This window comes from Aureliella helgolandensis (assembly GCF_007752135.1).
Taxonomy (GTDB): Bacteria; Planctomycetota; Planctomycetia; order Pirellulales; family Pirellulaceae; genus Aureliella; species Aureliella helgolandensis.
The window spans coordinates 7,573,982-7,600,674 of the sequence record NZ_CP036298.1; the positions used below are offsets into that span (position 1 = coordinate 7,573,982).

The 26,693-nt window shown below is 56.5% G+C and carries 19 protein-coding genes; 12 read left to right on the plus strand and 7 right to left on the minus strand.

Features of this window, described 5'->3' with window-relative positions; translation table 11 throughout:
• Positions 1–45: 45 nt before the first annotated feature.
• On the minus strand, positions 46–3,750 hold the full coding sequence (gene metH / locus Q31a_RS26785; protein ID WP_145085014.1) for a methionine synthase: 3,705 nt from the start codon (positions 3,748–3,750) through the stop codon (positions 46–48).
• Between the two features lie 733 nt (positions 3,751–4,483).
• Between metH and Q31a_RS26790 the strand changes: the two genes are divergently transcribed.
• From Q31a_RS26790 to Q31a_RS26805, 4 genes are all read left to right on the plus strand, one after another.
• Positions 4,484–5,011, plus strand: coding sequence for a hypothetical protein (locus Q31a_RS26790; protein ID WP_145085016.1), 528 nt, complete (start codon positions 4,484–4,486; stop codon positions 5,009–5,011).
• Between the two features lie 247 nt (positions 5,012–5,258).
• Entirely contained in the window at positions 5,259–6,827 is a 1,569-nt protein-coding gene (locus Q31a_RS26795; RefSeq protein ID WP_145085018.1) for a hypothetical protein, read from the plus strand.
• 121 nt (positions 6,828–6,948) lie between these two features.
• Positions 6,949–8,640 (plus strand): nucleotide-binding protein, encoded by a 1,692-nt coding sequence (locus tag Q31a_RS26800; protein WP_145085020.1) that lies wholly within the window; start codon positions 6,949–6,951, stop codon positions 8,638–8,640.
• A 29-nt stretch (positions 8,641–8,669) separates the two neighbouring features.
• Complete coding sequence (locus tag Q31a_RS26805; RefSeq protein WP_145085021.1) at positions 8,670–9,500, plus strand: ExeA family protein; 831 nt, start codon at positions 8,670–8,672, stop codon at positions 9,498–9,500.
• A gap of 111 nt (positions 9,501–9,611) precedes the next feature.
• Here Q31a_RS26805 and rnr read toward each other — a convergent pair whose 3' ends face one another.
• Positions 9,612–11,930 carry a ribonuclease R gene (gene rnr / locus Q31a_RS26810; protein ID WP_197355788.1) on the minus strand — a complete coding sequence of 773 codons (2,319 nt, stop codon included), beginning with the start codon at positions 11,928–11,930 and terminating at the stop codon, positions 9,612–9,614.
• A 521-nt stretch (positions 11,931–12,451) separates the two neighbouring features.
• On the opposite strand from rnr, the gene Q31a_RS26815 reads away from it, so the two are divergent.
• From Q31a_RS26815 to Q31a_RS26825, 3 genes are read left to right on the plus strand one after another with little or no spacing between them, the layout of a single operon-like run.
• Positions 12,452–12,874: a response regulator transcription factor gene (locus tag Q31a_RS26815; RefSeq protein ID WP_145085028.1), complete on the plus strand. Its 423-nt coding sequence runs from the start codon at positions 12,452–12,454 to the stop codon at positions 12,872–12,874.
• A gap of 4 nt (positions 12,875–12,878) precedes the next feature.
• Complete coding sequence (locus Q31a_RS26820) at positions 12,879–14,324, plus strand: hypothetical protein (RefSeq protein WP_145085031.1); 1,446 nt, start codon at positions 12,879–12,881, stop codon at positions 14,322–14,324.
• 16 nt (positions 14,325–14,340) lie between these two features.
• Entirely contained in the window at positions 14,341–15,525 is a 1,185-nt protein-coding gene (locus Q31a_RS26825) for a hypothetical protein (RefSeq protein WP_145085034.1), read from the plus strand.
• Between the two features lie 54 nt (positions 15,526–15,579).
• On the opposite strand, the gene Q31a_RS26830 is transcribed toward Q31a_RS26825, so the two are convergent.
• The 4 genes from Q31a_RS26830 to Q31a_RS26845 form a co-directional block, all read right to left on the minus strand.
• The gene (locus Q31a_RS26830) at positions 15,580–16,590 is read right to left on the minus strand and encodes a DUF1573 domain-containing protein (RefSeq protein WP_145085037.1); all 1,011 of its coding nucleotides are present in this window, start codon (positions 16,588–16,590) and stop codon (positions 15,580–15,582) included.
• A 159-nt stretch (positions 16,591–16,749) separates the two neighbouring features.
• Positions 16,750–17,262 (minus strand): DUF3299 domain-containing protein, encoded by a 513-nt coding sequence (locus Q31a_RS26835; protein WP_145085041.1) that lies wholly within the window; start codon positions 17,260–17,262, stop codon positions 16,750–16,752.
• A gap of 238 nt (positions 17,263–17,500) precedes the next feature.
• A complete protein-coding gene (locus Q31a_RS26840; protein WP_145085045.1) occupies positions 17,501–18,223 on the minus strand; it encodes a DUF3299 domain-containing protein in 723 nt (240 codons plus the stop codon).
• Positions 18,224–18,373: 150 nt separating this feature from the next.
• A complete protein-coding gene (locus Q31a_RS26845; RefSeq protein WP_231690958.1) occupies positions 18,374–19,867 on the minus strand; it encodes a hypothetical protein in 1,494 nt (497 codons plus the stop codon).
• Between the two features lie 605 nt (positions 19,868–20,472).
• On the opposite strand from Q31a_RS26845, the gene rpmF reads away from it, so the two are divergent.
• From rpmF to fabF, 5 genes are all read left to right on the plus strand, one after another.
• Positions 20,473–20,658 carry a 50S ribosomal protein L32 gene (gene rpmF / locus Q31a_RS26850; RefSeq protein ID WP_145085049.1) on the plus strand — a complete coding sequence of 62 codons (186 nt, stop codon included), beginning with the start codon at positions 20,473–20,475 and terminating at the stop codon, positions 20,656–20,658.
• A gap of 222 nt (positions 20,659–20,880) precedes the next feature.
• Positions 20,881–21,789, plus strand: a complete 909-nt coding sequence (gene fabD, locus Q31a_RS26855; protein ID WP_231690959.1) for an ACP S-malonyltransferase — start codon at positions 20,881–20,883, stop codon at positions 21,787–21,789.
• Positions 21,790–21,869: 80 nt separating this feature from the next.
• A complete protein-coding gene (gene fabG, locus Q31a_RS26860) occupies positions 21,870–22,640 on the plus strand; it encodes a 3-oxoacyl-[acyl-carrier-protein] reductase (protein ID WP_145085052.1) in 771 nt (256 codons plus the stop codon).
• A gap of 328 nt (positions 22,641–22,968) precedes the next feature.
• On the plus strand, positions 22,969–23,208 hold the full coding sequence (gene acpP / locus Q31a_RS26865; RefSeq protein WP_145085054.1) for an acyl carrier protein: 240 nt from the start codon (positions 22,969–22,971) through the stop codon (positions 23,206–23,208).
• A gap of 155 nt (positions 23,209–23,363) precedes the next feature.
• Positions 23,364–24,602, plus strand: coding sequence for a beta-ketoacyl-ACP synthase II (gene fabF / locus Q31a_RS26870; RefSeq protein ID WP_145085058.1), 1,239 nt, complete (start codon positions 23,364–23,366; stop codon positions 24,600–24,602).
• Between the two features lie 959 nt (positions 24,603–25,561).
• Here the strand turns inward: fabF and Q31a_RS26875 are convergent.
• Complete coding sequence (locus tag Q31a_RS26875; protein WP_145085062.1) at positions 25,562–26,152, minus strand: RNA polymerase sigma factor; 591 nt, start codon at positions 26,150–26,152, stop codon at positions 25,562–25,564.
• Between the last annotated feature and the right edge of the window lie 541 nt (positions 26,153–26,693).

Consider the following 26,693-nt stretch of genomic DNA (forward strand, 5'->3'; position numbering starts at 1 on the left):
ACGGCCTAAACTCGCTAGTGCACCTGTGCCCTCCGACTCCGCAACTTAGGTTTCATAGCCCAAGTTGGGAGCCAACCAACGCTCGATTTCGCGCAGACTTACGCCCTTGCGGCGTGCGTAGTTCTGAACTTGATCCTGGGTAATGCGATCGACAGTAAAGTACCGTGATTCGGGATGCGCAAAGTACAGACCACTCACGCTCGCTCCTGGCCACATAGCGAAAGACTCAGTCAACTTGACTCCCGTGGAAGCTTCCCCATCGAGCAATGTGAACAGAGTTTCCTTCTCGGTGTGATCGGGACAGGCGGGATAGCCAGCGGCCGGGCGTATTCCCCGATACTTCTCGTCGATCCGTTCGGCATTCGTGAGACCTTCCTTGTTGCCAAAGCCCCATTCGATGCGTGCCTCGTGATGCAAGAGCTCGGCGAAGGCTTCGGCCATTCGATCCGCCAACGACTTGATCAAGATGGAGTTGTAGTCGTCGCCGCGAAGCTCATACTCCTTCGCGAACTCGTCGGCTCCATCTCCAGCGGTCACAATAAACCCACCGATGTAGTCTTCACGCCCCGAGCCCGTGGGGGCAATATAGTCGGCCAATGAACGAAAATCATTCTGTCCCTGCCGCTCCCATTGCTGCCTTAGGAAGTGGAACGTCGTTAGCTCGTGCTCACGCCGTTCATCGCGATACAGCACGACATCATCATCCACGCTATTGGCTGGCCAAAAACCGAACACGCCATTAGCCGTAATTCGCTTTTCTGAAATGATCTTCTCCAACATGGCTTGCCCGTTGGCGAACAATTCACGGGCCTCTTTGCCGTAGGTCTTATTGTCCAAAATCTTGGGATATTTCCCCTTCATCTCCCAGGCGGAGAAGAAGGGAGACCAATCGATGTACTCAGCGATCTTTTCCAACGGATAATCGCGGAGAATTTTGGTTCCGATAAAATTGGGCTTAGGAATGTCGACCGTCTTCCAGTCGGTCTGGAAGCGACGAGCCAGCGCGTCGGCATACGGCATCAGCTTCACTTGCCGCGCTCGGTAGCTAGCCACCAGCTCAACTTGATTCTCACGATTCTCTCTGGCAAATTTTTCGCGTCCATCCTTACTCACGAGCTTTTCGACGACACCGACGCAACGCGATGCATCCAGCACGTGCACGACTTCGTGCGAGTACTGGGGTGCAATTTTGACCGCCGTATGCTTGGCACTCGTTGTTGCTCCGCCGACCAACAACGGGACGTTGACATTCAATCTCTGCATCTCTTTGGCCACAAAGGCCATTTCATCCAGGCTGGGCGTGATCAGTCCCGACAGACCGATGATATCGACATTTTCCTTGGCGGCTACTTCCAAGATCTTGTCACTACTGACCATCACCCCTAAGTCGATTACTTCAAAATTATTGCATTCGAGGACCACACCCACGATGTTCTTGCCGATGTCATGCACGTCCCCTTTGACCGTCGCCAGCAGAACCTTGCCGCGTCCTTTCGAGTCGGTCTCGCCTGCCGCAACCTTTTCTTCTTCCATAAAGGGAGTCAGATAGGCGACCGCCTTTTTCATCACACGGGCACTCTTGACGACTTGTGGAAGGAACATTTTTCCGGCACCAAACAAATCGCCGACGACGCTCATGCCAGCCATCAAGGGACCTTCTATCACATCCAAGCAACGTGAACTTTGCTGCCGAGCCTCCTCCGCATCTTCAACAATGAACTTGTCGATACCGCGAATCAGGGCATGCTTCATTCGCTCTTGTACCGAGGACTCGCGCCAAGAGAGATCCTCCTCAGCCGCCTTCTTGCCTTTAGTCTTGACCGTCTCTGCGAATTCCAAGAGTCGCTCGGTTGCATCGTCGCGACGGTTCAACAGCACATCTTCGACGAGCTCCAGCAAGTCCTTGGGCAATTCTTCATATACCGCCAATTGTCCAGCGTTGACGATCCCCATATCCATTCCCGCCCGGACGGCATGGAACAGAAAGGCCGAGTGCATGGCCTCTCGCATGTAGTCGTTGCCACGGAACGAGAAGCTGATATTGCTCACACCGCCACTCACCTTGGCACCTGGGCACAGGCGTTTGATCTCACGCGTGGCCTCGATGAAGTCTACCGCGTAGTTGTTGTGCTCTTCGATGCCGGTGGCCACGGTCAAAATATTCGGATCAAAAATAATGTCCTCGCTGCGAATTCCAACCTGCTCAGTCAGAATGTCGTAGGCACGCTTACAAATCCGGACTTTGTCTTCCTTGGAGGTGGCTTGCCCCTGCTCATCAAAGGCCATCACCACACAGGCCGCACCGTAACGTTTGACGAGGTTTGCCCGGCGAATGAACTCCGGCTCGCCATCTTTCAAACTGATCGAATTGACAATGGACTTGCCTTGCGTGTTCTGCAAGCCGGCTTCGAGGACTTCCCATTTGCTACTGTCAATCATGACAGGCACACTGGCAATGTCACTCTCGCCTGCGATGAGTCGCAAGTAGCGTGTCATCGCCTCGGGACCGTCGAGCAGTGCATCATCCATATTGATGTCGATCACGGTCGCCCCGCCAGCCACTTGCTGCCGTGCGACTTCAACCGCATCCTCGAACAGATCGTTGCGAATCAGGCGCGCGAAAGCGCGTGAGCCGGTAACATTCGTCCGCTCTCCAACCATCGTAAAAGTCGATTCCGGACGAATCACAAAAGCCTGCTGCCCACTGAGCCGCGTCCATGGTTCCGGCTCGCTGGGTTGATGCGGCGCGTGCTTGGTCGACTCTTCCGCAATCGCCCGAATATGCTCCGGAGTTGTTCCACAGCAGCCGCCCAAGACGTTGACCCAACCGTTGGCCGCAAAATCGCCAACTAGATCAGCCATCTGCTTCGGATTCAAATCGTATTGCCCCATCTCATTGGGCAAGCCGGCGTTGGGATAGCAACTGATCGCCACATTGGCCACTTTGGACAGCTCTTGGATGAAGGGACGCATCAGCTGTGGCCCCAAGGCGCAGTTCATGCCAACGCTCAGCATCGGAAAGTGATGCACAGCGTTCCAAAACCCCTCGACCGTCTGGCCACTGACAAAGGTCCGCCCACCTTGGTCAAACGTGGCGCTAATCATCACCGGCACGCGATTGCCAGAATCCTGAAAGTACTTGCTGATCGCGAACAGGCACGCCTTGAGGTTGAGCGTATCGATGACCGTCTCAGGCAACAGCAAGTCGACACCAGCTTCGACCAGGGCCGCAACCTGCCCATAGTAAGAATCGACCATGGTTTGGTAGGTCGTATTGCGATACGCAGGGTCATCGACTTTCGTACTGATCGCAGTCTGTCGCGCGGTAGGGCCAATGCTTCCCGCCACAAAACGCGGTTTCCCTGGAGTCTTGTCGGTAAACTCCTCCGTCGCCTTCCGCGCACATTGGACGGCGGCCGTGTTGATTTCGCGGACAAGTTCACTCGGCAGCGCAAACTCCTCCATGCCAACCACGCTAGCACCGAACGAATTGGTCTCGACAATATCGGCCCCTGCCGACAAGTACTCGCGATGGATATCGGTCACGCTTTGAGGATGCGTTAGACACAGGATATCGGTGAAGTTCTTGAGGTCCTTGTTCGAAGCATGGTCGGCAAAACGCTCGCCGCGCATCCCCGCTTCATCCAATCCCAGACGCTGCACCATCGTCCCCATGGCACCATCCAACACCAGGATGCGTTCGCGTACAAGTTCTTGGAGTAGATCAGAATTATTGGAGCGGCTAGACATATTGGAATCGCTGTTCTTAACTTCGCTGAATCGTAGAACCCATGAGAATCTCTGAGTACCCAGACAACGAACGCAAAACCGAGCATCCATCCGTCCATCCGGATGGAGCATTATTCCACTCTTAGTACGCTCCGTCAAGGTTCGATCTCGCCCCGCGCGGCGGTACGGTCCAGTCCCAAACCTCGCATTTCAGCATCGCTGAGCGGTTGGGCTAGCCCCAGCGGTCTTCCCCAATGGGGCACCCAGCTAGTTCCCAGGCATTCCATTCTCCAGGTGGTAGTCCCCTCATGCCTGCCCTGCTCTGCCCTCCCACCCCAAGATGTCCTCTGACTTCAGGACTCTCAAACCCAAAAAATCCGGGGAGACGAGCCTGGCTGAGCATTGGGGCGGCTTCGCCGATCGATCTCTTCTAGACTTACTCTCTGGATCGACCGCTCTGGATCGACATCGCCCGACCACCTGGACTCTCATCAAGCCCGCCAAAGCACGTCCGGCATCCGCTAGAATTAGGGGGGCTCCTCGGTTCGCGACCGTCCCACCTCGTTCTCAAACCTTCTCAGCACGCTCGCAATATTATTCGTGTTGCTTGCTTCCGTGAGTCGCAATGTCCAAGCGCTTTTCAGACATTTAAGTGTCCCATCGCCCCGCCGCCCAACCCGCCAGCACCGTCCGTGCACAGGCTAGATCGTTGGGTTGGCCTCGAGTTCTAGACGTATTACATGTGGAGAGAATCATGACAATCAATGCAAATTTAGCAGTGAGCAAACTCGAATTATCGCGGGCTGCTCAAGGCATGCGAGCCCCGGTTGTCGCAACATTGAAGGCGGGCGATTCCCTCTTTCGTTTTGCCAGCACCCAAAACCCTCAGACTGGCATCGACATCCCCTCGGACCAATGGGCCCGAGGCGCTTGGTGGTTCCAGGAGTCGGATTATCGGAAGATTATCCAAGGCTATCAGACAGGCAATTTAGGACTTGGGACTGTCGCTCGCAGCGCCGGCGCGGTCCAGCCTTCTTGGAGCCTGATGAACGTTTCCATCAAGGCCCGACTGCTAGACGACATCCAAGTCTACTTGGGAGCCGGGTCAACCCAATACCGTGATGAATTGCCCAACGGCATGTACATGACTTTGAGCGGTTGGCCCAACGTCACCCAAGTCTACATCCCAGGCATGCGTGGCCCGGCATTCGCTGCCTTGCAGATCATTCGCAAAAAGATTGTCACGACGAACAACTTGGGCTTTCCTACCCACCAACCGTAAACACCCCAAGCCCCCCACTCGCTCTGACAAAAAAACTCAACGTAACAGCTACAAGGCTCAAGATCGCGCAACTCCAGTCCGATAACAGATACAGGACCCTGTCAGAACTTCCGCCAGAGACCTTCTGGTCGTAGTCGGCTTGATTCGAACAGGACATTTCCTGTACGAAGGTTCTTGGATAGTGCTGTCTGAGGGCCCCCAGCTCGGACGACGCTTTCGCAGCCTACACCTATTAGGATGACTAGCTATGCCACGGACGGCAGCGCCACGCACAACTAACCGGACCAATCGCAACGCTCGCGCGGTTCCAACGCCGGCACAGACATCGCCAGTGTTGTTTCGCTTTCCGTATCTTGAGCGGCATCTCGACGAAGCGGATACCGAGGATGAGCAGCCTGCTCAAACGCCCCAATCGGCATCGCCAATTCCGCTCGCTGCGGAGCTTGCCGCCTCTCCCGTAGCAATAGCTCCAGCCGTACTCCAGCCAGAGCCTATTTCGAATCCGAGCAGCCCAGCGACGGCAGCAAACTCCGTGGCCGCCAGCGCGGAATCGAGCTCGAGTTCTGCGAGTGAGCTGGATTCCAAACCACTTGAGCCGCAGTCGGAAGCCAAGCCCTCCTTGACGGTTGAAACCGAGCGCACTTGGTGGGAGCACTGGTCCAGCGGACTGGTTCTGATCGTCCTGGTCATTGCCCTGGTGACCGCCAGTTTGATCGCATTTAACGATTCCGGTTCCTCCTCTGCGGAAACACTGGCCACTGAAGAGCCAGCGGATCCGTTCGATCTCAGTTTATCCAACACTAGCCTGTCGAATATTTCCATCCCCGCAGCTGTAGCCAACTCGACCTCCGAGTTGGCCATCCAGGCTCCCGCGGCAACTTCGGACAACAACGCCACCTCGCCCGCTTCCACATCGTCGGCCATAACAGCCAATGAAGAAGCGACCGTCGTAGCGAGCGAGTCTCCTGCGGAGCAACTTGCTGTTCAGCCACAGACGGAATTGGCGCCAGCTTCACCAGCAGCCCAACCGCCCGAAGCGAGCGGATTGATTCCCGAAACACTTGAATTTGCGGGACCCGAGCCGGCCGCCCCATCCGCCTCATCGGTCCCTCCGGCCGAAGCAACGCTCAGCTTGCCCGAACCGGCTTTGCTGGCTGGAGCCAGCCTCCAAGCTCCTGTAGGCGAAACGACCCCACCGCTGTTCCCACAGTCCAATTCAACGGCGGCGCCCCCTTCCGGTGCTGCTGTCCCCAGTGCGCCGACCTTCCCTGCTGCCAGTAGCTCGGCCAGCACACCGGTGGAAGCTCCTGGAGCGAGCCCCTCGCTCTACGATGGAGCGAGATCTGACAGTCAGATGTCGGCAACGACAATGAACACCAACTTGCCTCAACCCCAGCCCACGGCCAATACCGTGGCAGAACCGGCGCCACCAGCGAGCTCTTTCGCGAATACCCCACCGGCTAGCGAGGCACCGATTCAGACTACGGCGAAGCCCTATGTAGCTCAAACCCCAGCCACGTTTGCGAGCGGCACCCCAACCGCAGTTCAGATGTCGATGGCATCGAGTCAAACACAGCTGCCAGGCACCGAACAACAACAGGCACCGTCGTCCGCGGCAACCGGCTACATGCCCAATGCCGCAAATCCCGCGACGGCAACGCCCCCACCGCCTGCCATGACCGAAGCTTCTCCGGTGGCTTCCGCAACGCCCGACATGGATGCCCAAGCCATCATCCGAGCCTATCAAGAGTTCGTGCAAATGCAACGTGCCCAAGCGGGTACTGAGAACCGGTACCAAACTGCGGCTCCACGCTAACCCGTTGGTTCGGTCGCGTGCTTCATAGCCGCCGCTTCCCCAAGTCCAGCGGCTCATTGGAGCGGCGACTAACACAACTGACCATCCTTCAAATACCCGATGCTAGAGCCAGGAACAGGCCATGACGAAAAGCCTCAATCAAGCATTCATCAAGGCTTACTCGAAAGAGAAGGCCCAAGAGACGCAACGCCACGCCGAGGTCGAGCGACTAGCCGAGGCGCAACGTAAGAACTCCATCCAGGAGCTTTCCGATTCGTTGATCATGCGTTTTGATACTGCAACCATGACGATGCCGGTTCCGCCACCGCGCGCTCCGGAGGCAGCCGCCGAGCCTCGGAATGTAGCCGCCGAAACGCTCCCCACCCCTCATTTCCTGCAGGAGCGGCCACGGGCAGTTCAGGCGGTGCGCAGCCATGCGGCCCCCGCCCACCAAGCCTCGGTGAAACGCGAGTTAGAGCCAGCTGCCACGCAAAGTGCTGCTCGGGCCGAATCCTTAGTTTCTTCCGACTCACCGGAAGCAGTCCGCGACTCGATTGCCTCTCAAATGTTGCGTGCGGGACAATGGGGTGATCAGCAACTGGATGTGTTCCTGGGTGGCTTTCCCATGCTGCCCGAAGCTGTGTCGGCAGCCCCAACAGCACCGGCAACTCAGGCACCAACACCAGCGGCAACAACCACCCCCGCGCCAACCCTACTAGAACCAACCGCACCTGCACCAACGCCAACTGTCGCTCCGCAGGCCCCCGTCCCCGTTACCAGCCAAGCTGCACTACCACAGCAGCCCCAGGCACAGCAGCCCCAGGAAATGGGCATCGCCCATGCGGATGAGCAGGTCGAGGCCCCCACACCGGCCCCAACTTCCTCCGGGACGCTCCCTCGGGTCCTAGTATCACCTGAGGCACCTGCGATTAGCACACACCAAACCTCCGAAGGTCGCAGCAGCCTTCGCGAGGGTGAGATTTTCCGGTTAGACCGCCCTACCTATTCTGCTGCCCCAGGTCCAGCAGAAGCTGACTTGGATAGTGGCGAGCAGAGTTCGGTCCTCGGAATTCATACCAGTAGTCATGAGAATCTCGAAGCGGAAGCCAGCCCTACAGCCCCCGCCTTAGACACTCGGGAGATTGAAGAGAAGCTGCGGCGTTCCAAGATTCGAGTCTTCAACCCGGCATGGGAGGTCGACAACCTCCAATGGCCTGAAATTTGCATTGAGCTGCTAGCTCACACCTCATCGCACATGGAATTGGTGGCACAAAATCTAGTCGCTGCCAGCCAAGAGGGCCTGCAAATTATGGCAGTCACCAGTTCGGACAGCGGCGAAGGCAGGACCACAGTGGCATGCTGCTTGGCTATCCTGGCAGGAACGCGGGGACTCAAAGTTGCGATTGTCGACGGTGACCTTGAGAATCCGACCCTAGCCTATCAAACCAATCTAGATGTCGAGCAGGATTGGCGGACGGCCCTGCTTCACCACCTCCCCCTCGAAGAGGTTGCGGTCCATTCCATTGATGACCAGGTCACACTGATTCCGTTGCTGGAACCGGTAGGGCAGAGCGAGCTATCGCCCGACGACGATCGCATTGCCGGCATGCTGCAAGAACTGTCAGAGAGTTTCGACTTAGTTATCGTCGACATGGGGCACATGAACTCCGCTCGCAGCCTGGTAGCCACCATGGGCGAATACGGACTGATCAGCGCCACGGTCGCCGTGGTCGATCATCGACAAGCCACTCAACAAAGCATCGAAAATTGCCTGCGTAAGATTCGAGAATCGGGAGTTGCCTCAGTCGGACTCGTCGAGAACTTTGCGGCCTAGACTCAAACCACTATTAGACGGTAGAGCTCATGTACGAAGAACACTGGAAGCTGACGGAACGGCCGTTTGAGAATCGAACGGAGAATCAATTCTATTACCCTGCCGAAACGCATCAAGCTGCGCTGTTGAAATTGCACTATGCGATTGAAAACAGGCGTTCTGCGGCCCTCCTGTGCGGCCCTGGCGGCATGGGAAAATCGCTGGTGATCAATTCGTTGCGTCGGCAACTGGGCGAACAATTCCGCCCGATTTGCCACATTGTATTTCCAGCCATGTCGAGCGATCAGCTAATCCGCTACATCGTCGAGCAGGTCGATCCTGGTCAGTCGGAAGGCATTCGGGAAACCTCCTCAGACTTAGCAAGGTTTGAACGCTTCTTGCAGGGAAGCCTCGACGCTCAGCGACACCCAGTCATCGTTGTCGACGAAGCGCATCTACTGGAACAGCATGATCTACTGGAACCGCTGCGTCTGATGCTCAACCTCGCAGCCACAGAAGCGGTTGGCGAGGCAGCCTGGACACTGGTGTTGGTCGGGCAACCCACCCTGCTTTCTCACGTCGAACGCTATCATGCACTCGACGAGCGTTTGGCGGTCAAATGCATGCTGAACCGCTTGTTGCCCGAAGAGACCACTGCGTATATCCAACATCGCGTGCGGTGCGCTGGAGCCAATGCAGAAGAAATCTTCGACGAACCAGCCCTGGAACGCATACATACGCTGACGCAAGGCATCCCGCGACGCATCAATCGCTTGTGCGATCTAGCTCTGATGGTTGGCTACGCCGAGGATCGAACCATCCTCTCCGCCGAGACCATCGACAGTGTGCATGGCGATTTGGCAGCCCCCACGATTGTCTAAGCCGTTCACTGTCCAGGTAATTTCTTCACTGTCATAGGCGGTTAATTGCCTAGCCACTTGATGACTTGGACACTTGATTGCCTAGCCACCGGAGAATGCAGTTTACGGGAGTTAGCGACGACGGCGTTTGCTTTTGTCGGCTCCCTTGAAGCTGGCGCGTTTTTTGGCTGCTCCCTTGCTGCTGGAAGAGTTGCGCGTCGCTTTGGTAGGCTCCTTGCGTTGGGCTTTTCCTCCACCGCGTTTCGGCCGATCCTCGACTGTCTGACCACGCTTCTCGACCACCGACAGCAGCAGCGCCCGCCGGGCTAGGTCGACCGATTGGATTCGCACGACCAATTCATCGCCCAGCCGAAAGCGATTCCCACTCCGGAAACCTTCGAGCATTTGACCGCGGCGTTCGAATTTGTAGCTATCCTTGGGTAAATCCTGAATGGACACGAACCCTTCCGCCGGAAACTTAATCCCGCGAACGTAGAACCCATCGGGAACGACGCCGCTAATCACTCCCGGCATCGTTTCACCAATCTTCTTGTTGAGGAAGTGCAACAGCTTGATCTTAATGATCTCGCGTTCCGCCCACTCGGCGTTCTGTTCCTTGTCACTGCAGTGACGACCCAACTGAATCAAAACCGGTAGAGGGTCTCCATACGGTTTCGTCTGCCGAATCAACCGGTCCACTGTTCGGTGCACTTGCAAGTCGGGGTACCGCCGAATGGGACTCGTGAAATGACAATAGTGCTGAAACTGTAGAGCGTAGTGCATCTCCTCTTCGGGCTGGTAAACGGCTTTGCTCATCGATTTTAGAATGGCGTAGTTGACCGCATACTCAGTCACTTTCCCGCGGACCAATTCTACAACGCGCTGCACTTCAAAGCGATTCTCCATGCTTTCGCATTTGATCCCCAAATCGCGCATGAAGTCGTCTAGCTTGCGCATTTTGCGACGTTCGGGTGGCGCGTGCGCCCGGCGCAGGAAGGGAATTTCCAACTGATCGAGCCAGGTTGCCACGGCCTGGTTGGCTGCCAGCATGCACTCTTCGATCATCTGGTGACTCTCGGTGTTCTCCGTGATCCGAGCCCCCTTAACCTTCCCCGCTTTATCTAAGTCAATCTTCACTTCCGGCAAGTGCAACTCGATGGCACCGGTGTCTTTGCGGTTTTGCCTCAGCACCATTGCCAAGGTGTGTATGTCTCTCAACAGTTGCCAAATCTCAGGAGTTAGTCGCTCGCGCCAGCGCTCGGGATTCTCGAGATACTGATCCACCTGCTCGTAATTCAACCGTTGATCGTTATGGATTACCGAATTAAAGACTTCCTGGTGGACGACGGTCCCCTCTTCGGTCATTTCCATCAACACCGTCTTGGTCAAGCGAACTTTATTTGGCTGCAAGCTGGCCAAATGGTTGCTAATCAATTCTGGCAGCATGGGAATGACGCGATCAGGCAAGTAGACGCTGGTGCCTCGGTCGCGAGCCTCTTCATCGAGGACGGAGCCTATGGGAACGAAATGCGATACATCGGCGATGTGCACCAACAATTCCCAGTGCCCCTTTTCGTTCTTACTGAGGGAAATCGCATCGTCGAAATCGCGCGCGTCAAAGGGATCGATGGTTAGGGTAACCACACCGGTCAGATCGCGTCGATCGGCCGGGATATCCCCTTCAACGAAGGCATCGGCGGTGGCACGAGCTTGATCAATCACCTCGGCAGGGAATTCGTCGGCGAGCCCATACTGGCGCATGACGGCCAGGGTATCGACGGCGGGGTTTTTGCTCGAGCCCAAGACCTCGATGATGACCCCCTCCCCGACACTGCGGCCATCGGGAAAGTGCACCAGTTCGACAACGACTTTGTCTCCCTGCTCCAGCGGTAATCCACGAACGTCCCCCACCATCACTGGCGAACCGATCGTAACACCATCGAGCCACACAACAGAGTTGCCATCCTTAACAGCGTAGGAGCCCGAAAACTGCCGCCGGGCCCGCTCGAGGATCTCCACGACCTCGCCTTCCTGCCCCCCCCCTTTGCGGCTCGCCCGCACACGCACTTGCACGAGATCGCGGTCCATGGCCGAGAGGGTCGCCGAGGCAGGAATGAAAATATCTTCCGTTGTCCCCAGTTTCCCAGTGGTGACCGGACGGACGAAACCGAAACCTGCCGCCGCCTGCCGAAAGGTTCCTCGCGTCATTTTGGGATCCCCCGAAATTTGGTCCGGTGTCAAAACCAAATGGTTTCGGGCATACGCCAATTCCCCATGCTGAACGAGGCGTTTGATTGCCATGCGGACTTGCGGGAAGGCTTCCGGGGGAAGGCCGAGCGCCTGATGAACCCCCTTGGGTTTGGTTGGCTGATACTGGGGGTGGTACACTAAATCAAGAATCTGCTGGCGCAGCGCTGGATCAATTTTTGCTGGGGAGTCGGAATCTGACACGCGTATGCCTGTAGCGAAAAATCTTGGTCGTACGAGCCACCTGCGGAAAACAAGGGTTCTCCATGATGGAGAATGCGACCCAGTCATTGATTTCACGCAGGCGCTGCGGGGAAGGCCCTAATTGCTCTGATTGTAGATGAAACGGCCCAACTGTGGCGAGAAAACCACCTGGAGTATCCACGATTAAGTGACACCCTTCCACCGAGCGGGGTTCATGCCTAGCAAGGACCGAATCAAACTCCGAAGGCAACAAACTCTCCGGGAGCACTCCCCCATCACCGCTCATTCGGCACTCGCAGTGGCTGGAAATGCGACCGTGCCGCGGAGCGGGCCGAGGCGTTTTGTGCCACGGGACAACAATTGTGGTCTATACTTAGGACTAATTGCCGTGCTGATTTTAACCTGGGTGCCCTCAGGCGGATCCAGGTTGAAAAATAGCCCAGCCAATCGCAGAATTCAGCGTCTGACATGTTCGACGCGTCCACCCCAGGCATCCCACCTTCAGCTTTAGCCGACACCCTATGACCGACACCATTCCCAACAATTCGGACTCGCTGCACAAGCCTCACGTACTCCTAGTGGATGACGATGGGGAAATTATCGAATCGATGCGCTACGCGCTGGAAGCGAATGGCTTCCAAGTATCGATCGCGCGCGATGGAAATCAAGGCTTAGCACTGGCCGAAAAGATGCGCCCCGATTTGCTCGTTTTGGACATGATGATGCCCAAGCGAAGTGGCTTCCTGGTCCTAGAGCAACTTCGCCGTGACGGAAATGATAGTGTGCGCGTCATTATGATTACCGGGAACGAAGGCAGCAGGCACCAGCAATACGCAGAACTTCTGGGGGTGGATGATTACCTCAGAAAGCCTTTCCCCATGGATCGTTTGATCGAGAGTGCCAAGAAGTTAGTTTCAAGACCTGCGGACACCAAAGAAGAGTAACTCGATGCAGCTTTTTCCCTGTCCCGCCTGCAAGCGCCTCGCAGTGTTGCCACCGCTTGTCTCCCTGGCGGCTCCCATCCGCTGCCCGCACTGTTCAGAACAGGGGATTTTAGGGGAACTCGTTGAATCCGAACTGGGTTACTGGGAGGTGCTGGACGCTCCCAAAGCGTTTGAATCCTCTCACCCGCAATCGGAAAACAGCTTCGAACCGGCAACCTTGGAGCTGGAGGTTCCCGAATTGGCGATGCCGGACATGGCGGAGTTAGACGGCAGCGCCCCTGCCCCTGCACCTGCACCTGCACCTGCACCTGCAGCCTCAGATTCGTCGGAGTGGCCTGCGTTCCAGCCCCGCTCCCGCAGCGACCTCGATCGCCAGCGACGCAAAAAGCGGTCGCCAATCTGGACAATTTTCCAAATGGCCCTAGGCGGCTTGGCTGCCTTTCCCATCGCTCAGTTGATCCTCTGGCACGGCATGGGCAAAGACATCTTCGAGACAGGGCCGATCGTCGCGCAATACGTCCCCTGGATTGTGCCAGAACAATTTCGGCCGAGTATCGCGTACGACTTGAACTCCCCGCTGCTCCCCCCTCCCTCTTCGGTCCCTGTGCGCGGCGAGAGCGGTTTCAAACAATTTGATGAAGTGCTCCCTCTTACGCCATCCAAGACAGAGGAACCGCCGCTTGAGACCTCCCTCCAGCCCGATGAGCAGCCAGAGACTACCGGCGGTGTAGAAACGACCTATGGAACGGACGAGCCGGCTCCTACGGCGGATCCCCTGCCCGAGGCAAGTAGCTCCGGCACCGACCAACCCACCTTCGAGACCGAACCTGTAGCGATGTCCACGCAACCTGCAGCGGAGCGATTGGCGGAAGAGCAGCTTCGGACCGCTATCGAGCTTAGCCACGATTCCCTACAAGCCTGGATCACGCACCGCAGCTCCCCCGCTGCAAATTTCAAACAGCTCGCTCAACAAATCTACACGGACCTAGTTAACCTGTCGGAGCATCTCAGTCGACTACCGTCCGATAGTTCCAACCAACGCAAAGCTGCGGAGAGCATGCACACGGTCAGCTCGCTGATCGAGGTACAAGGTGACATCCAGGATGTCGTCCGGCAAGGCTCTCAATTCTGGCTCAACACCCAATCCGGCTCGCAGTCGCAATTCCAGTTGGCGACGATCGTCGAAGTGGCGGCAGCCGAGGAAGAACCCGAGGGCTGGCGAGTCGTAGCAACCCGAGAAACGCAGCTCTTACCCAGATCGCTTGCGCCACCTCCCTACGGAATTCACATTCCTAAGCGACTGGCGGCCAGCCTTGCTGCAGGGCAACGCCTGCTGTTGCTGGGGTTCGTCTTACCGCCAGAGAGTTTACCGCCAGAGAGTCCCTCGGAAAGCGAAAATCCCGCGCCCCCTCGCTCCACGTTCCAAGCCTGTTACCTGTACGAGCTTTGAACTACCGAGGAGACGGATGATGAATGAAGAGCCTCAGCCACCGACAGCCCCCCCGCTTCCCAGCCCAGCGACCCATCCTCCGGTCGGCACAACATCGGCACATCCTGAAGCTCCTCGAGAACCGTCCACGCAACTCCCCGATTCGCCGCACGCCGCTGGCGACCTTGAAAAAACGTCTACGCCATCTCGACTGCCGGACGCCATCGATATGGAAAAGTCCACGGTCGTCGAGGCCACACATGCCCTGCTGGGCGTGCTGGGTTATAGCGCCAGCTTGCCGGAAAGAACGCTACGAAGCGCCAGTGCTTTGGCCGGCGGGTTTGTGCGCGAGTCTGCCAACTGGTTGGTTCCTTCCGCTTTTCGCAATTCCAAATCCTACACGATTTTTGTCAAACAGATGCTTGACTTTGTTGTGAACGATGTCGGTGGAGTGCGACGCGCATTGGCCAGCGGCAAGGAGGCTCCCAAACAAGAGCAGGTAGATCTCGCTCGAAAAACAGTCGGCAATCTACTCGACATGACCGCCTTGGCCACCTTCCATTTGTCCCCCCTGACGGTTTTGGCCATATTTAGCGATGTCGCGTATGGCTCCAAAGTCTACATGCGAGAACTGAGCGAACGCCTCAAAGAGCAAGGCATCATCTCGGAGCAGACAACCATCGACAGCGCCTCCGATCTCATCGAAGCGCTTGAGGAGGTTTCCGGCGGGGCAGTCGGCATGTTCGACCAACCACCCATCTCCATCACTGCTCTGAAGAACACGATTGAGCAAACCCAGAAATCGGTGGCCAAGGTCGACCCAACCCAGATTTTGCCCTTCGCAGAGATTGAACAACTATGGCGTCAGATGGAATTGGCTGCCAAAGATCAGAATGCATCGATTTGGGCCGTTTCCGCCACGATCTCTGTCGTTGCATTGAATAAAATCCAGGCGGTCGGACATGGTACTGCAGTAGGCCTGGAGATTGCAGGCAATATGTTCCAACAACACATTATTGAACACTACTGGGATGGCTTGCGTACCATCGAGCGGGAAGGCTTAATCGCTTCGCTATCCAAATCGACCGAACCCTATCTGGATGCCATCTGGACAAACTTTGCGATCGATCGCAAGACCTGGACCGAGCAGTTGTTGAGTGGCGAATTGCTCAAATGGGGTTGGAGCCAGTTGAGCTGGCCCAAGCTCTCCACCCGTGGCTAGGCGGCATGCTGAACGAGCAACCCGCCACGAGAGAATTGTCGACTGGCAAGCCAACTACTGAGCAACCACGTTGCCGCTGATGAAAGTGGATCCCACACCATCGTTGGGAAGTGTGGTGTGGATGGTTACCTTCTGGCGGAAGGCCCCCTCTTTTTCGCTCGGCGTAAACTTGAGCGGGATGAAGTGAGCCGCTTTAGAGCCGGCAGAGGGAGTGAACTCAAAACGAGAGTCCTCGCACTCAATCTTGGTGATTTCGAAGGGGACTTTCCCCTTCACAAAAATCCGCCCCGTGACTTCCTTCGTCAGGGAGGTAGTCCCCAGCTCAACAGACGTCGGCAAGACCAAAGGGGGCAAGATACTGCCGCGCACCGGGATGGTCACCAAGTTAAACTGCCGGTCGTTGGTCACGAGCACGATTTGATCCGAGAAATCTCCAGCGGGCGCGGTGTCCTTCAGGCGTACTTGCATGGTGTATTCCACACGCCCACCACCGGTCTTCTTGGCGTCTCCCAGGACGACCCCCAGATTCGAATTGGCACTGCGTACATCAGAAATCTCCCACTGGCTCCGACCTGCATAGGTAACCTGAACGGAAGTCGTCTTCTCCGCTCCTTGCTCGACTTCGCCAAACTGAATTTCACCTGGCTCCGTTACGATGTCTGAACGAATATTTCCTTTGACCGTTAGCTGCATTTCGCCGTAGTAAGGTCGATCAAACACAACGGTCACGACGGCTGATTTACCACCCACGAAGGAACGCGTATTGAATTCGCAAATAATCGCCCCCTTCTGATACGTCTTGAGATCCGCGTTTTCGATGCGAGGTAGCGTGCACCCACAACTCGATCGCACATCGGAGACATGCAAATCTTCTTGATACTTGTTAGTAAATTCGAATGCATATTCGGCTTTGGCGCCGCGTGGAACGATTCCGAAATCATGATCTTTGACCGGAAACATATCCCGCACCCATTCTTGGGCGGAGACGGAACGAGTATCAACGTGCAGCAGAAGCATCGAAAAAACGATACAGCACGTGGCAAAGCGAGCAAAAAAATGAATCATTTCGATAATCTTTCTCTATGCACTTGAGTTCCTTAAGAACCCGCTCAAGCTAGCAATCCATCAAGCACTCAGGGGGCCGGTCAATGTAACAAGCTCCCCATTCTGCCGAAAGATGAACTACGGCATCGAACAAAGCGCCCCTGTGCTACGCCCCTGGCGCTATTTCACCTCGACGGCGGTCAGCTTGTAAATCGCCAGCAGCAATCCATCGGGCAAACGCAACTCCTCAATTTCAAACTTCCCTTTCACCGACACCGGCCGCGTGGTGTAGTCGGCAGTTCTCCCCTTTTCCATCTCGACTCGAATGCAATCGTAGATCGCCGCTCCTGGCCCGAAACAACACTCCATATTATCGCGTACCAGTACAAATTCCTTGATGCCGGACTGCTGAAACGTGGGGTAGATGTACCCCCGAATGCGCACCGTCTTCTTGTTCAGGGCTTCGATCTCTTTCGTCAGCAGCTTGCGGTCAAACTCCCCCCCCTTCTCGATATCAAATTTAATATCGTCGAAGCTGATATCCCCTTTCGCCTTGGGGAGCACGCGGCGGGGACGATCCTCCGCGGCACTCGCGGGCTCCTGCGCACGAAGAACGGCTGACTGCGATAGCAACGGAGCGGCCAGACTTAATCCTAAGAGAAATACGCAAGAGAGGGTGTTTTGACGCTGCATGTCGAACCTCGGTATGAGCTGGAGCTTGGCTACCTGAGCGCAGTCCACAGACTTTTTGAGAGACCAGACCTCTGCGCTGCGACTTACAGCCTAACGTGTAACGGAGCCAGGAAGCAACCTTAAGCATCGGATTGGAAATATTAGCACAAGCGGACCGGCCGAGGCAGCCTGCGGCATCTGCGGCGTCTCGCGCTAGGCCCTTCATGATTTCAAGGGACCGCCCCCCCGAAAAGCGGGCCTACTTGAGAATATCGGCCCGCAGCTGGTAGAAGACCCCCGTCAATCCATCGATCGGCTTGAGGCTCCCGTTTACGTTCAAGGTGCCAGCCAAACGCTGCTTGCGATAGCTCTTGGTGGCGTACTGGTCCCCCCCCAAGCTCACCTCGATCATGTGCGTCAATGGCGGCTGCCCACCAAAACAACAGGTCCCCAGGTCGGGCACGAGCACAAAACGTTTTGCCCGCAACGTGTCCATCGAAGTGGGGTGAATGTAACCTTTGATGAAAATCGGTTTGCCATTCAACTCCACCGCTTCAATGGTTGGCGCATCGGGCTGCCCCTTATCGCTCATCAAATCCCCGAAATTGGTACGCATGTACCCCTCTGGAACCTCCGTCAAATACACGTAGGTGTGGTAGGCAGGAGCCAGCACTAGGCACAGCCCCCCCAAAACGACTCCAGCCACAGCAATCGGCCGGCCCTGCAACTCCTCAGGGAATTTGCGAAAACCCCGGAATGCTAGCGCCGCAAATACGACGGACAACAGGGGAAGAATGACCAAAGCCAGCACAGGAAACGCAAGCAGGCCGAACAATCCCAACAAGAGTGAAGCCACTGCAGCGCGGGAAACCGATTGGTAAACCTCCGCCTCACCGCCTGAAAAAGCCCCCTCTTCGGCGACAGAGCCTAAGCCTGGCAGGTCGCCAGCACGATCTGAAACAGGTGATGTCGAGTCCATCATGAAAAATCGTCGTCTTGCAAAAGTATCACAGCAGAAAAGCTAGCGCATCGTCGAAATGGGAATCTCGGCCAGCGGACACGACAACGCGCCTTAGGGACTCATCGCCGCCATCCACGACTCCCTCACCCAGCAGCCAACCGGTGCACAGCGTTAAGAGCGCACCGACACCCGGCACAACTCCAACGCACCGTGGCGTCCAGCCCCACTGAGCATTAGCCACATCGACAAACCGAGCGTGGTGGACACCAAAGTTAATACGCAGGCTGGCAACAGGCGGTTCGCCGATGTTGTCAGGGCGACTGGCGGCACTGCCACCAAGGCCCTTGCGGAATCGGTACCCACGGCAGATTTCCCATTGAAGGCGAGCAGTGTTGGCGACTGGCTCACACGCAAACGGGGACGACTGGTGGACGCAATGCCTTGCACCCGAGCAGAGTTCAGGGTGCTCGAACTGTCCTTAGTCTCTGCCGCTGGACGCGGAATGGGGAAGAAGGAGGTCGCCCGCTTGAATGCAGCAGGATCCAACTCCTTCAAGGCCTCCAACTCCTTGGCAGCTTCTGGCAGCGGGCAAGCCCGGAGGTAGTTGATCACCGGCACGCGAACCCAACTCGACTTGTCATCGGCCGACTTGAAGAGGTTCACCATGCGGTCCACTTGAGTCCAATCCTCCCAGCGGGCCAAGTCAGGAATGACCAAATCGGCCAACTCGGGCCGATCCAAGATCAGCCGCATCGATTCAAGCACTCGTTTCTTGGGCAGGACTCCACCGTCTGTACCATGAAAACGCAGGGCCATGATTGCAGCATAAGTATCCGCATACTGGCTTTTCTTGTTGCTCAAAAACAACTCATCGATGAGCTTCAAACCGTCGGCGCCTTTCAGAGTGGCGTAGCAGGCAATCATAGCATCCAATCCAGCTCGCTGATTGGCATCGTCGCTTCGCAGCATGCCTTCCAGCAAATCCGCATCAGCCGGCTCACCAGCAATCCCCAGCATGACCAGATACAATCGCTTGCGATCTGGTGGCAGCCCCGTATCCTTGATCCATTCCAAGAGCTGAGGACGATTCAGCGAATCCTTCAACTGCTTGAGTTCCGGATAGGGTGCCGAAGCAAATTCATCATAGGCATCGCGCGCCAACAGCGATTCCTCGTGCTCCAAATACTTCAAATAGAAGTTGAGGCGCTCTACAGATGCCTCGGGCAAGGCGGGAATCGCTCGAATGTAATCCAAGGCCAAATCGCTGACCGGCAGCGGCGAAGACCACAAGAGATCAGGGGGATCCACTCCCATGATCAAGAAATGCTGCCCCTCTTTGGCTTTCCCAAAATAATTGACTCGTATTTCCTGCCCTACCTTGAGCAGGGCATCCCCCTTGAGGACCGATTCAATCTTGAACAACGCGTCGGCGTCAGTTTCGGAGCCAGCCACGATCGTCGCAAATGCGACGGTATCCATGGCCTCCATCTCTTGTCGCAGCGTCTGCGAAACTGCACTACAGAATGGACAGGCGAGTGCCGATGAAGCAAACAGCATGGAAAGCGTGCCAACAGCTAGAATCGCGAGCCACGGACGTGTCAACCTTGTGAACAAGGGGGTCCAGGGGCGGGGAGTGCTTGACGGCGGCAGGAGTAGGTTTCTCACTTTGGCTACCTTCGAGAAATTTCAGGCAAGGCGGGAATTTACTGCAACTTGGTCATCCTTCGGGTTGCCCGGAAAGCTCCGCTGAGAATCCTCAACGAATGCACAGCTCCATCTGCGCGCAACGTGGCCAACCAACTGGCCATGGATAGAGTGTAGGAGAGCAACTAGGCATCTGACCAGCAGAACTTGAAAGAAAGTCCAATCAAACTGAACTTTTACTCGTCGCTCCTAAGACGCCAGACTAACATAGCCCTCACAATCACTACAGATTCTACGAGCGTTGCACTTCAAATGTTCAACAGAGCTTCAAGGATCTCTGCAGAGACGCCAGCTTTCGCTCCCCGTCACGTGCGTGTCCTCGGGGCTAATTGTGCAGAGTCGCTTGTGCAGGGAAACCGGTAAAATCCGACCCGATGCGGGATGGCTTACCGGAACTCCTTCTGCCGCGAGACACCGTCGCAAAGGGGAGCCAGCGGTCGAATGTGGCTTGACAGAAACCTTGGCAACGCATAGTTTCCGTAGTTCGAACAGACTGTGATCGGGCAGACTACGTAGTCCGCCCCCCATAATAGTTAATCAATATTTTTACTGAGGTACTTGGAACCATGGCAGTTCCAAAGCGTAGACATTCCAATTCGCGATCCGGAAAACGGCGCTCGCACCATCAGATCAAACCGAAGCAAACGGGCTACTGCCCGCAGTGCAGCACGGTAGTTCCTACCCACGCGGTATGCCCGAAGTGCGGGCACTACATGGGTCGCAACGTCGTCGAAATGTCTGAGAACGCCTAGCAGAGTTCTATCACTGCAGCAGCTCTGCGATTGCAAAACGCACATCCTCCCCTCCAGCCCAACTGGGCGGCGTTTCCGCGCGGCGAGGGGATCAGGCTGTGAGCTGCGCGTTAGACCTGGACGCGATTCACCTGCGCATACTCCTCAAAGGACGGCCTCTCTGCCGTCCTTTGTTTCGTTGCCCCCCAGTTTGCATTCTTCCAGCCCCGCGGTAATACACCAGTGAATATTGGCATTCTTTTCCCTGGCCAGGGCGCACAAGCCGTCGGCATGGGGGCGGCACTTTGCGAGCGCAGCTCGATTGCCCGAGACCTCTTCACCGAAGCGAGCCAGATCCTCGATTTCGACCTGCTGGAGCTCTGTCAGACCGGCCCTGCCGAACAGCTCAACCGGACAGAATTCTGCCAACCTGCCCTGTTTGTACACAGCTTTGCAGCGCTCAAGCAGCTCGAAGCAGACCGTCCCGAACTCTGGGATTCCGTCGCTGCCGTAGCGGGTTTGAGCCTGGGCGAATACACGGCCGTGGCTGCCGCTGGCGGCGTAACCTTTGCCGATGCGGTACGCTTAGTCCACATACGGGGCCGAGCCATGCAGGCCGCCGCCGACGCAGTATCCAGCAGCATGAGCAGTATTATCGGGCTCGACCAAGACAAAATCTCCGACGCTTGCCAGGCGGCTAGCGACCCACAGCATTTCGCCCAGGTCGCCAACCTGCTGTGCCCTGGAAATATTGCAATTTCGGGACACACCGCTGCAATTGAACGGGCCGAAGAGCTCTGCATGGCCGCTGGAGCGATGAAGGCGATCCGTCTGCAGGTGGCTGGCGCGTTCCACACCCCACTCATGCAGCCCGCCGTTGAACAACTCACTGCCGCCCTGGCGAACGTTGAATTCAAACAGACGCGAGTCCCCGTTTATTCCAACGTAGATGCCGGCCCGCACACCACACCGGATGAATTCCGCAGCCTACTGGCACGCCAAGTAGTCAACCCCGTGCTGTGGGAAGCCTCGCTCAGAGCCATGCTAGCTGCAGGCATCGAGCAGTTTATCGAGATCGGTGCGGGGCGCATCCTGGCAGGTACGCTGAAGCGTATCAATCGAAAAACTCCCTGTGAGAACCTGGGCGAATAACCTGCTCAGTCTCCATGGCGGCTCACAAACCATGAGCCTCTTGAACTCAATTTTCTACGCAGATACTGAAACGGATTACTATGAGCGACAGCAAGCAGCTGGGACTTTCAACCGACTTAAGCGGCCAAATTGCAATGGTGACAGGAGCCTCCCAGGGGCTGGGAAAAGCCTGCGCCGAACGCCTGGCTGGCTGTGGCGCAACAGTCATCTGCGTCGCTCGCAATGCGGCCAAGCTGGGTGATACGGTCTCCGCCATTGAATCCGCCGGCGGGCAAGCGGTTGCCCTTCCCTGCGATGTTGGGTCGCGGGAGAGCGTCCAAGCTCTGTTTGCTGAAGTAGACTCCAAATACGGGAAATTAGACATCCTGGTCAACAATGCGGGGATTACCCGTGACACTCTACTGCCACGCATGACGGACGAGCAGTGGGACGATGTGATTCAGACCAATCTGACGAGCTGCTTTCTGTTCTGCCGCGAGGCATCGAAGATGATGATGTCCGCCCGTTACGGACGCATTATCAACATGTCGAGCGTCTCCGGCTTGATCGGAAACCCCGGCCAAACCAACTATTCGGCTTCCAAGGCAGGCATGATCGGCCTGACTCGCAGCCTGGCGCGAGAACTCGGCAAACGCAAGATCACCATCAATGCGGTTGCGCCTGGCTTTATTGCCAGCGACATGACCGACGCGCTCGGCGACGACATGCTCAAGGAAGTCAAGAAGCGCATTCCCGCTAACCGCCTGGGCCAAGCCGACGACGTGGCGGCAGCAGTAGTCTTCCTGGCGAGTGCTGGCGCCAGCTACATTACCGGCCAAGTCCTGACCGTCGACGGCGGAATGACCTGCTAATCCCCATTACGCCGATTTCCAATCCCCCGCCAGCCTACCGAGAGGCCGGTGGGAATTGAGTCGTTGATGGCGAAAGGTGGTCAATTTCCCCCACACGACCTATCTCACTTGACCGAGTTTGCTAAAATCTTCTATCTTTTGGGCCTTACCTGGGTCGCACTCCTGAGGACGGGCGATAAAATCCGGCACACTGGAGAGCGTTCCCGGTACGCCCACCCGCTGCACCCATGAGTGCAGCGCGTAAAATTCCGGAAACATCCATGAATCCCCAGCAGGCTGTTTTGCCACTGGGTAACTGATAACACAAAAAGTATTTGGAGCTTTGAAAATGGCATCCGTTGAGGAACGAGTCGTCGATATCGTGGCCGAGCAATTGGGCGTTGAAAAGGACAAGATCAGTCGCGATACGCACTTCGTGAATGACCTGGGTGCCGACTCGCTCGACACAGTCGAGCTCGTCATGGAACTCGAAGAAGAGTTCGATATCAGCATCCCAGAAGATTCCGCTGAAAAGATCCAACGTGTCGGCGAAGCTGTCGACTACATCGAAAAGGCTCAACAGGGTTAGTCCCCCTGTCGAATCACCCAATCTTTGCAACACCCCAGCAGCTGATCGCAGTCAACTAGACTTGCGGTCGCTTAGCGATACCATCTAGAGTTGGCTGTCGCTAAGTATCGGCGACTGGGGTGTCATTATATTCAGAACCTGATTGAATCAAAGTTATGAAGCGTCGCGTTGTTGTCACTGGACTGGGTGCCGTCACTCCCCTCGGCGATGAGGTGGACCAGCTTTGGAACGGCGTTTTAGAAGCTCAAAGCGGCATTAAGCAACTGAGCATTATCGACCCCAGTCCCTTTAAGGTGAAACTGGCGGGAGATATCCCCGATTTCGATCCTGGCAATTACTGCGACCCCAAAGACCTCAAGCGACTCGATCGCTTCACCCTCTTTGCACTTTATGCAGGGGGCAAAGCTATCGAGGACTCGGGCCTCGACTTCGACCAAGAAGATCGCTACCGCTGTGGAGTCATCCTCGGTTCCGGTATCGGCGGTTTGGCCGAAATCGAAGTTCAAGTCGAACGCCTGCTCTACAAGGGCCCTGACCGCGTCAGCCCGCTGACGATTCCCAAGTTGATGCTCAATGCCGCTGGCGGTAACCTGTCGATCCGCTACGGACTCAAAGGCCCCAACTTTACAGTCGCCACCGCCTGCGCCAGCGCCACCAACGCTATGGGCGATGCCCTGAAGACCATCCAGTACGACGACGCTGACGTCGTTATCACCGGCGGCACCGAAGCTGCGATCACTGCGATGGGGCTGAGCGCCTTCCAAAACATGAAAGCCCTCTCGGGACGCAACGACGAACCGCACCGCGCAAGTCGCCCGTTTGACACCCAGCGCGATGGCTTCGTGCTCAGCGAAGGTGCCGGTATCCTCGTGTTCGAAGAACTAGAACACGCCAAAGCACGCGGAGCCAAAATCTACGGCGAAGTTCTCGGCTATGGCGCCAGTGGAGATGCCGGGCACATTACGCAGCCCGACCCGCAGGGAGCCGGAGCCTCCCGAGCCATGCAAAACGCTCTGCGCGATGCGAAGCTCGACCCGACAGCCATGGATTACATCAACGCGCACGGCACCAGCACACCACTCGGTGACAAAGCCGAGACGCAAGCCATGAAGGCCGTGTATGGCGATCATGCCTACAAGCTGGCCGTTTCAAGCACGAAGGGCAGCATGGGACATTCGCTGGGAGCCAGCGGTGGCATCGAAATGATTGTGACCATGCTAGCCATTCAGAACGATGTCGTTCCCCCGACAGCCAACCTGGAGAATCCGGATCCAGCCTGCGATTTGGACTACACCCCTCTGAAACCCGCATCCCGGACGATCCATACCGCCATGAATAACAGCTTCGGCTTCGGCGGCCACAACGCCAGTATCGTCTGCGGCAAAGTCCGCTAGTGCTTCATCTACCTTGCAGCCGCAGTGGAATTCACCAGCCCCCCTCTGATTCCTAGGCTGTGCGGCAAATAGCAATGGGGGAATTTTGCATTGCTGCGTCTTACGCCCACGGGCTCGTTGCTGGTCTTGATACGAGCTCGCAAATTAGAATCACGCATCTTCCGAGCGGATCGAGCGCATGTCCCTAGAGGAATGTCGGTAGGTACCGACCACTTTTCGCCTGGCTGCACCGAGAGAGCCTGCCCTCCGAGTTCACTACGGACGCTTGGTATAAAAGCGATTTCAGTGTTTGCATTTTAGTCTTACTGAAATGGTCGCATTGGAATGTACCCTGTAGCGGCGACCACCTGTCCTTGCTCACGCAGCGGGTTACGATTCAGTCGTAGCATGGTCCCCCGAACCGTGTCGTTAAGCTTCCTCCCTCATCCATGCGTGGAACCCGCTGGGATCGATAGTGCGTGCACGGGGGAAATGCAGGCTGGTTTATTGCCGTGTTCATCCTTCGCTTAGTCGCAGCTTGTTGAATGAAGAGCGTGTTGAGCTTTACCGCAACGGTCGCACTGCAATGCACCCTGTAGCGGCGACCATCTGTCCTTGCTCACGCAGCGGGTTACGATTCAGTCGTAGCTCAGTCGTAGCATGGTCCCCCGGACCGTGTCGTTAAGACTCCTCCCTCATCCATGCGCGGAACCCGCTGGGATCGATAGTACGTGCACGGGGGAAATGCGGGTTGTTTTATTGCCGTGTTCATCCTTCACTTAGTCGCAGCTTGTTGAATGAAGAGCGTTTTGAGCTTTACCGCAACGGTCGCACTGGAATGCACCCTGTAGCGGCGACCATCTGTCCTTGCTCACGCAGCGGGTTACGATTGGGACTGCCAAGCCAACTGTAGAATAGCAACCGGTCGCCACTTAGCGGCTGGTCGAACGGGTGGCTAAATTACTTGGAGCGTGAACCGGCTATTGAGGCAACTCTGCCAGCGACTTTCGCAGTCGCCTGAGCACGCGTGATTTCGCTTGATAGACACTGGCAACGCTCACCCCCAAGCCTTCGGCAACTTCGGCCGCCGACTTGCCGTCAATCGCACTCTGCCAGAACGCCTTCCAAGTCTGCGGTTCAAACTCAGCCTGCACCTGCCGCAACACCGACTGCACCACCGGAGACTCTGCGGCGGCCGGATCAATAGTGCTGCCCAAATCCTCGGGGCACTGCTCCAGTTTGAGCATGGCGGTGGTGCCGCCGACTGCGACCAGTCCCTTGGCTTGTCGGCGGAAGTAATCGCGCACTTTATTGCGTGTAATCGTCGCCAACCAAGACCTGAAACTTCCCTCCTTTTTCTCGCGTTGAAATCCGCTGACACCTCGCGCCACCGCCGCAAAAACCTCCTGCACGACGTCCGATGCTTCGCCCTCAGGCACTCCAGACGTGCGGCACCAGCGATACACAATTGGACCATACGTACTGACCAGTCGCCCCCAAGCTACGGCATCCATACGCTGGACTTCGTCTAGCAAATGGGAGGATAGCGTCGGATGATCTGGATGCGTCATGTCGTTGCCCTACTGGTCGAACAGTGGGATTTCCCAAGTCACGCAAGACTGGTGGACTGCCTGAACAGTCCCCCGCAGCGCGACCGTTTGTTGAAACAGTAACCCGCCACGTGACGGGCTGTTGATTTAATAGCAAATTGAATTTTAACGCGGCGGTTGCGTCCCAAACTACCTTGTAGCGGCAACTACCTTTCCTTGCTCACGCAGCGGGTTACTATCTCGACAGCCCGGTGAGCAAGAGCAGGTGGTTGCCGCTACAGGGCAATTAGGAGTGCTACATTGATGTTAAAACTCAAAACGCTTTTATATCAACAGGCCGGTAAGCAAGGCGCGAGTATCGCCTCTTCTCCATTGTACACACCGCTCACAACCACCGCGCACGGCTTATGAGAGAGACGCTGGCCTTCGAATCCAGCCAGTTTCAAGAAAAGCGCTGTACCTCAGAAAATGCTGTCAGATGCTTCCGTTCATCTAAGTAGCGAGCGGAAAACACGTGCCGGTCGCTGAAACCACTTGCAGAAGATCTAACGCATGGCGTGCG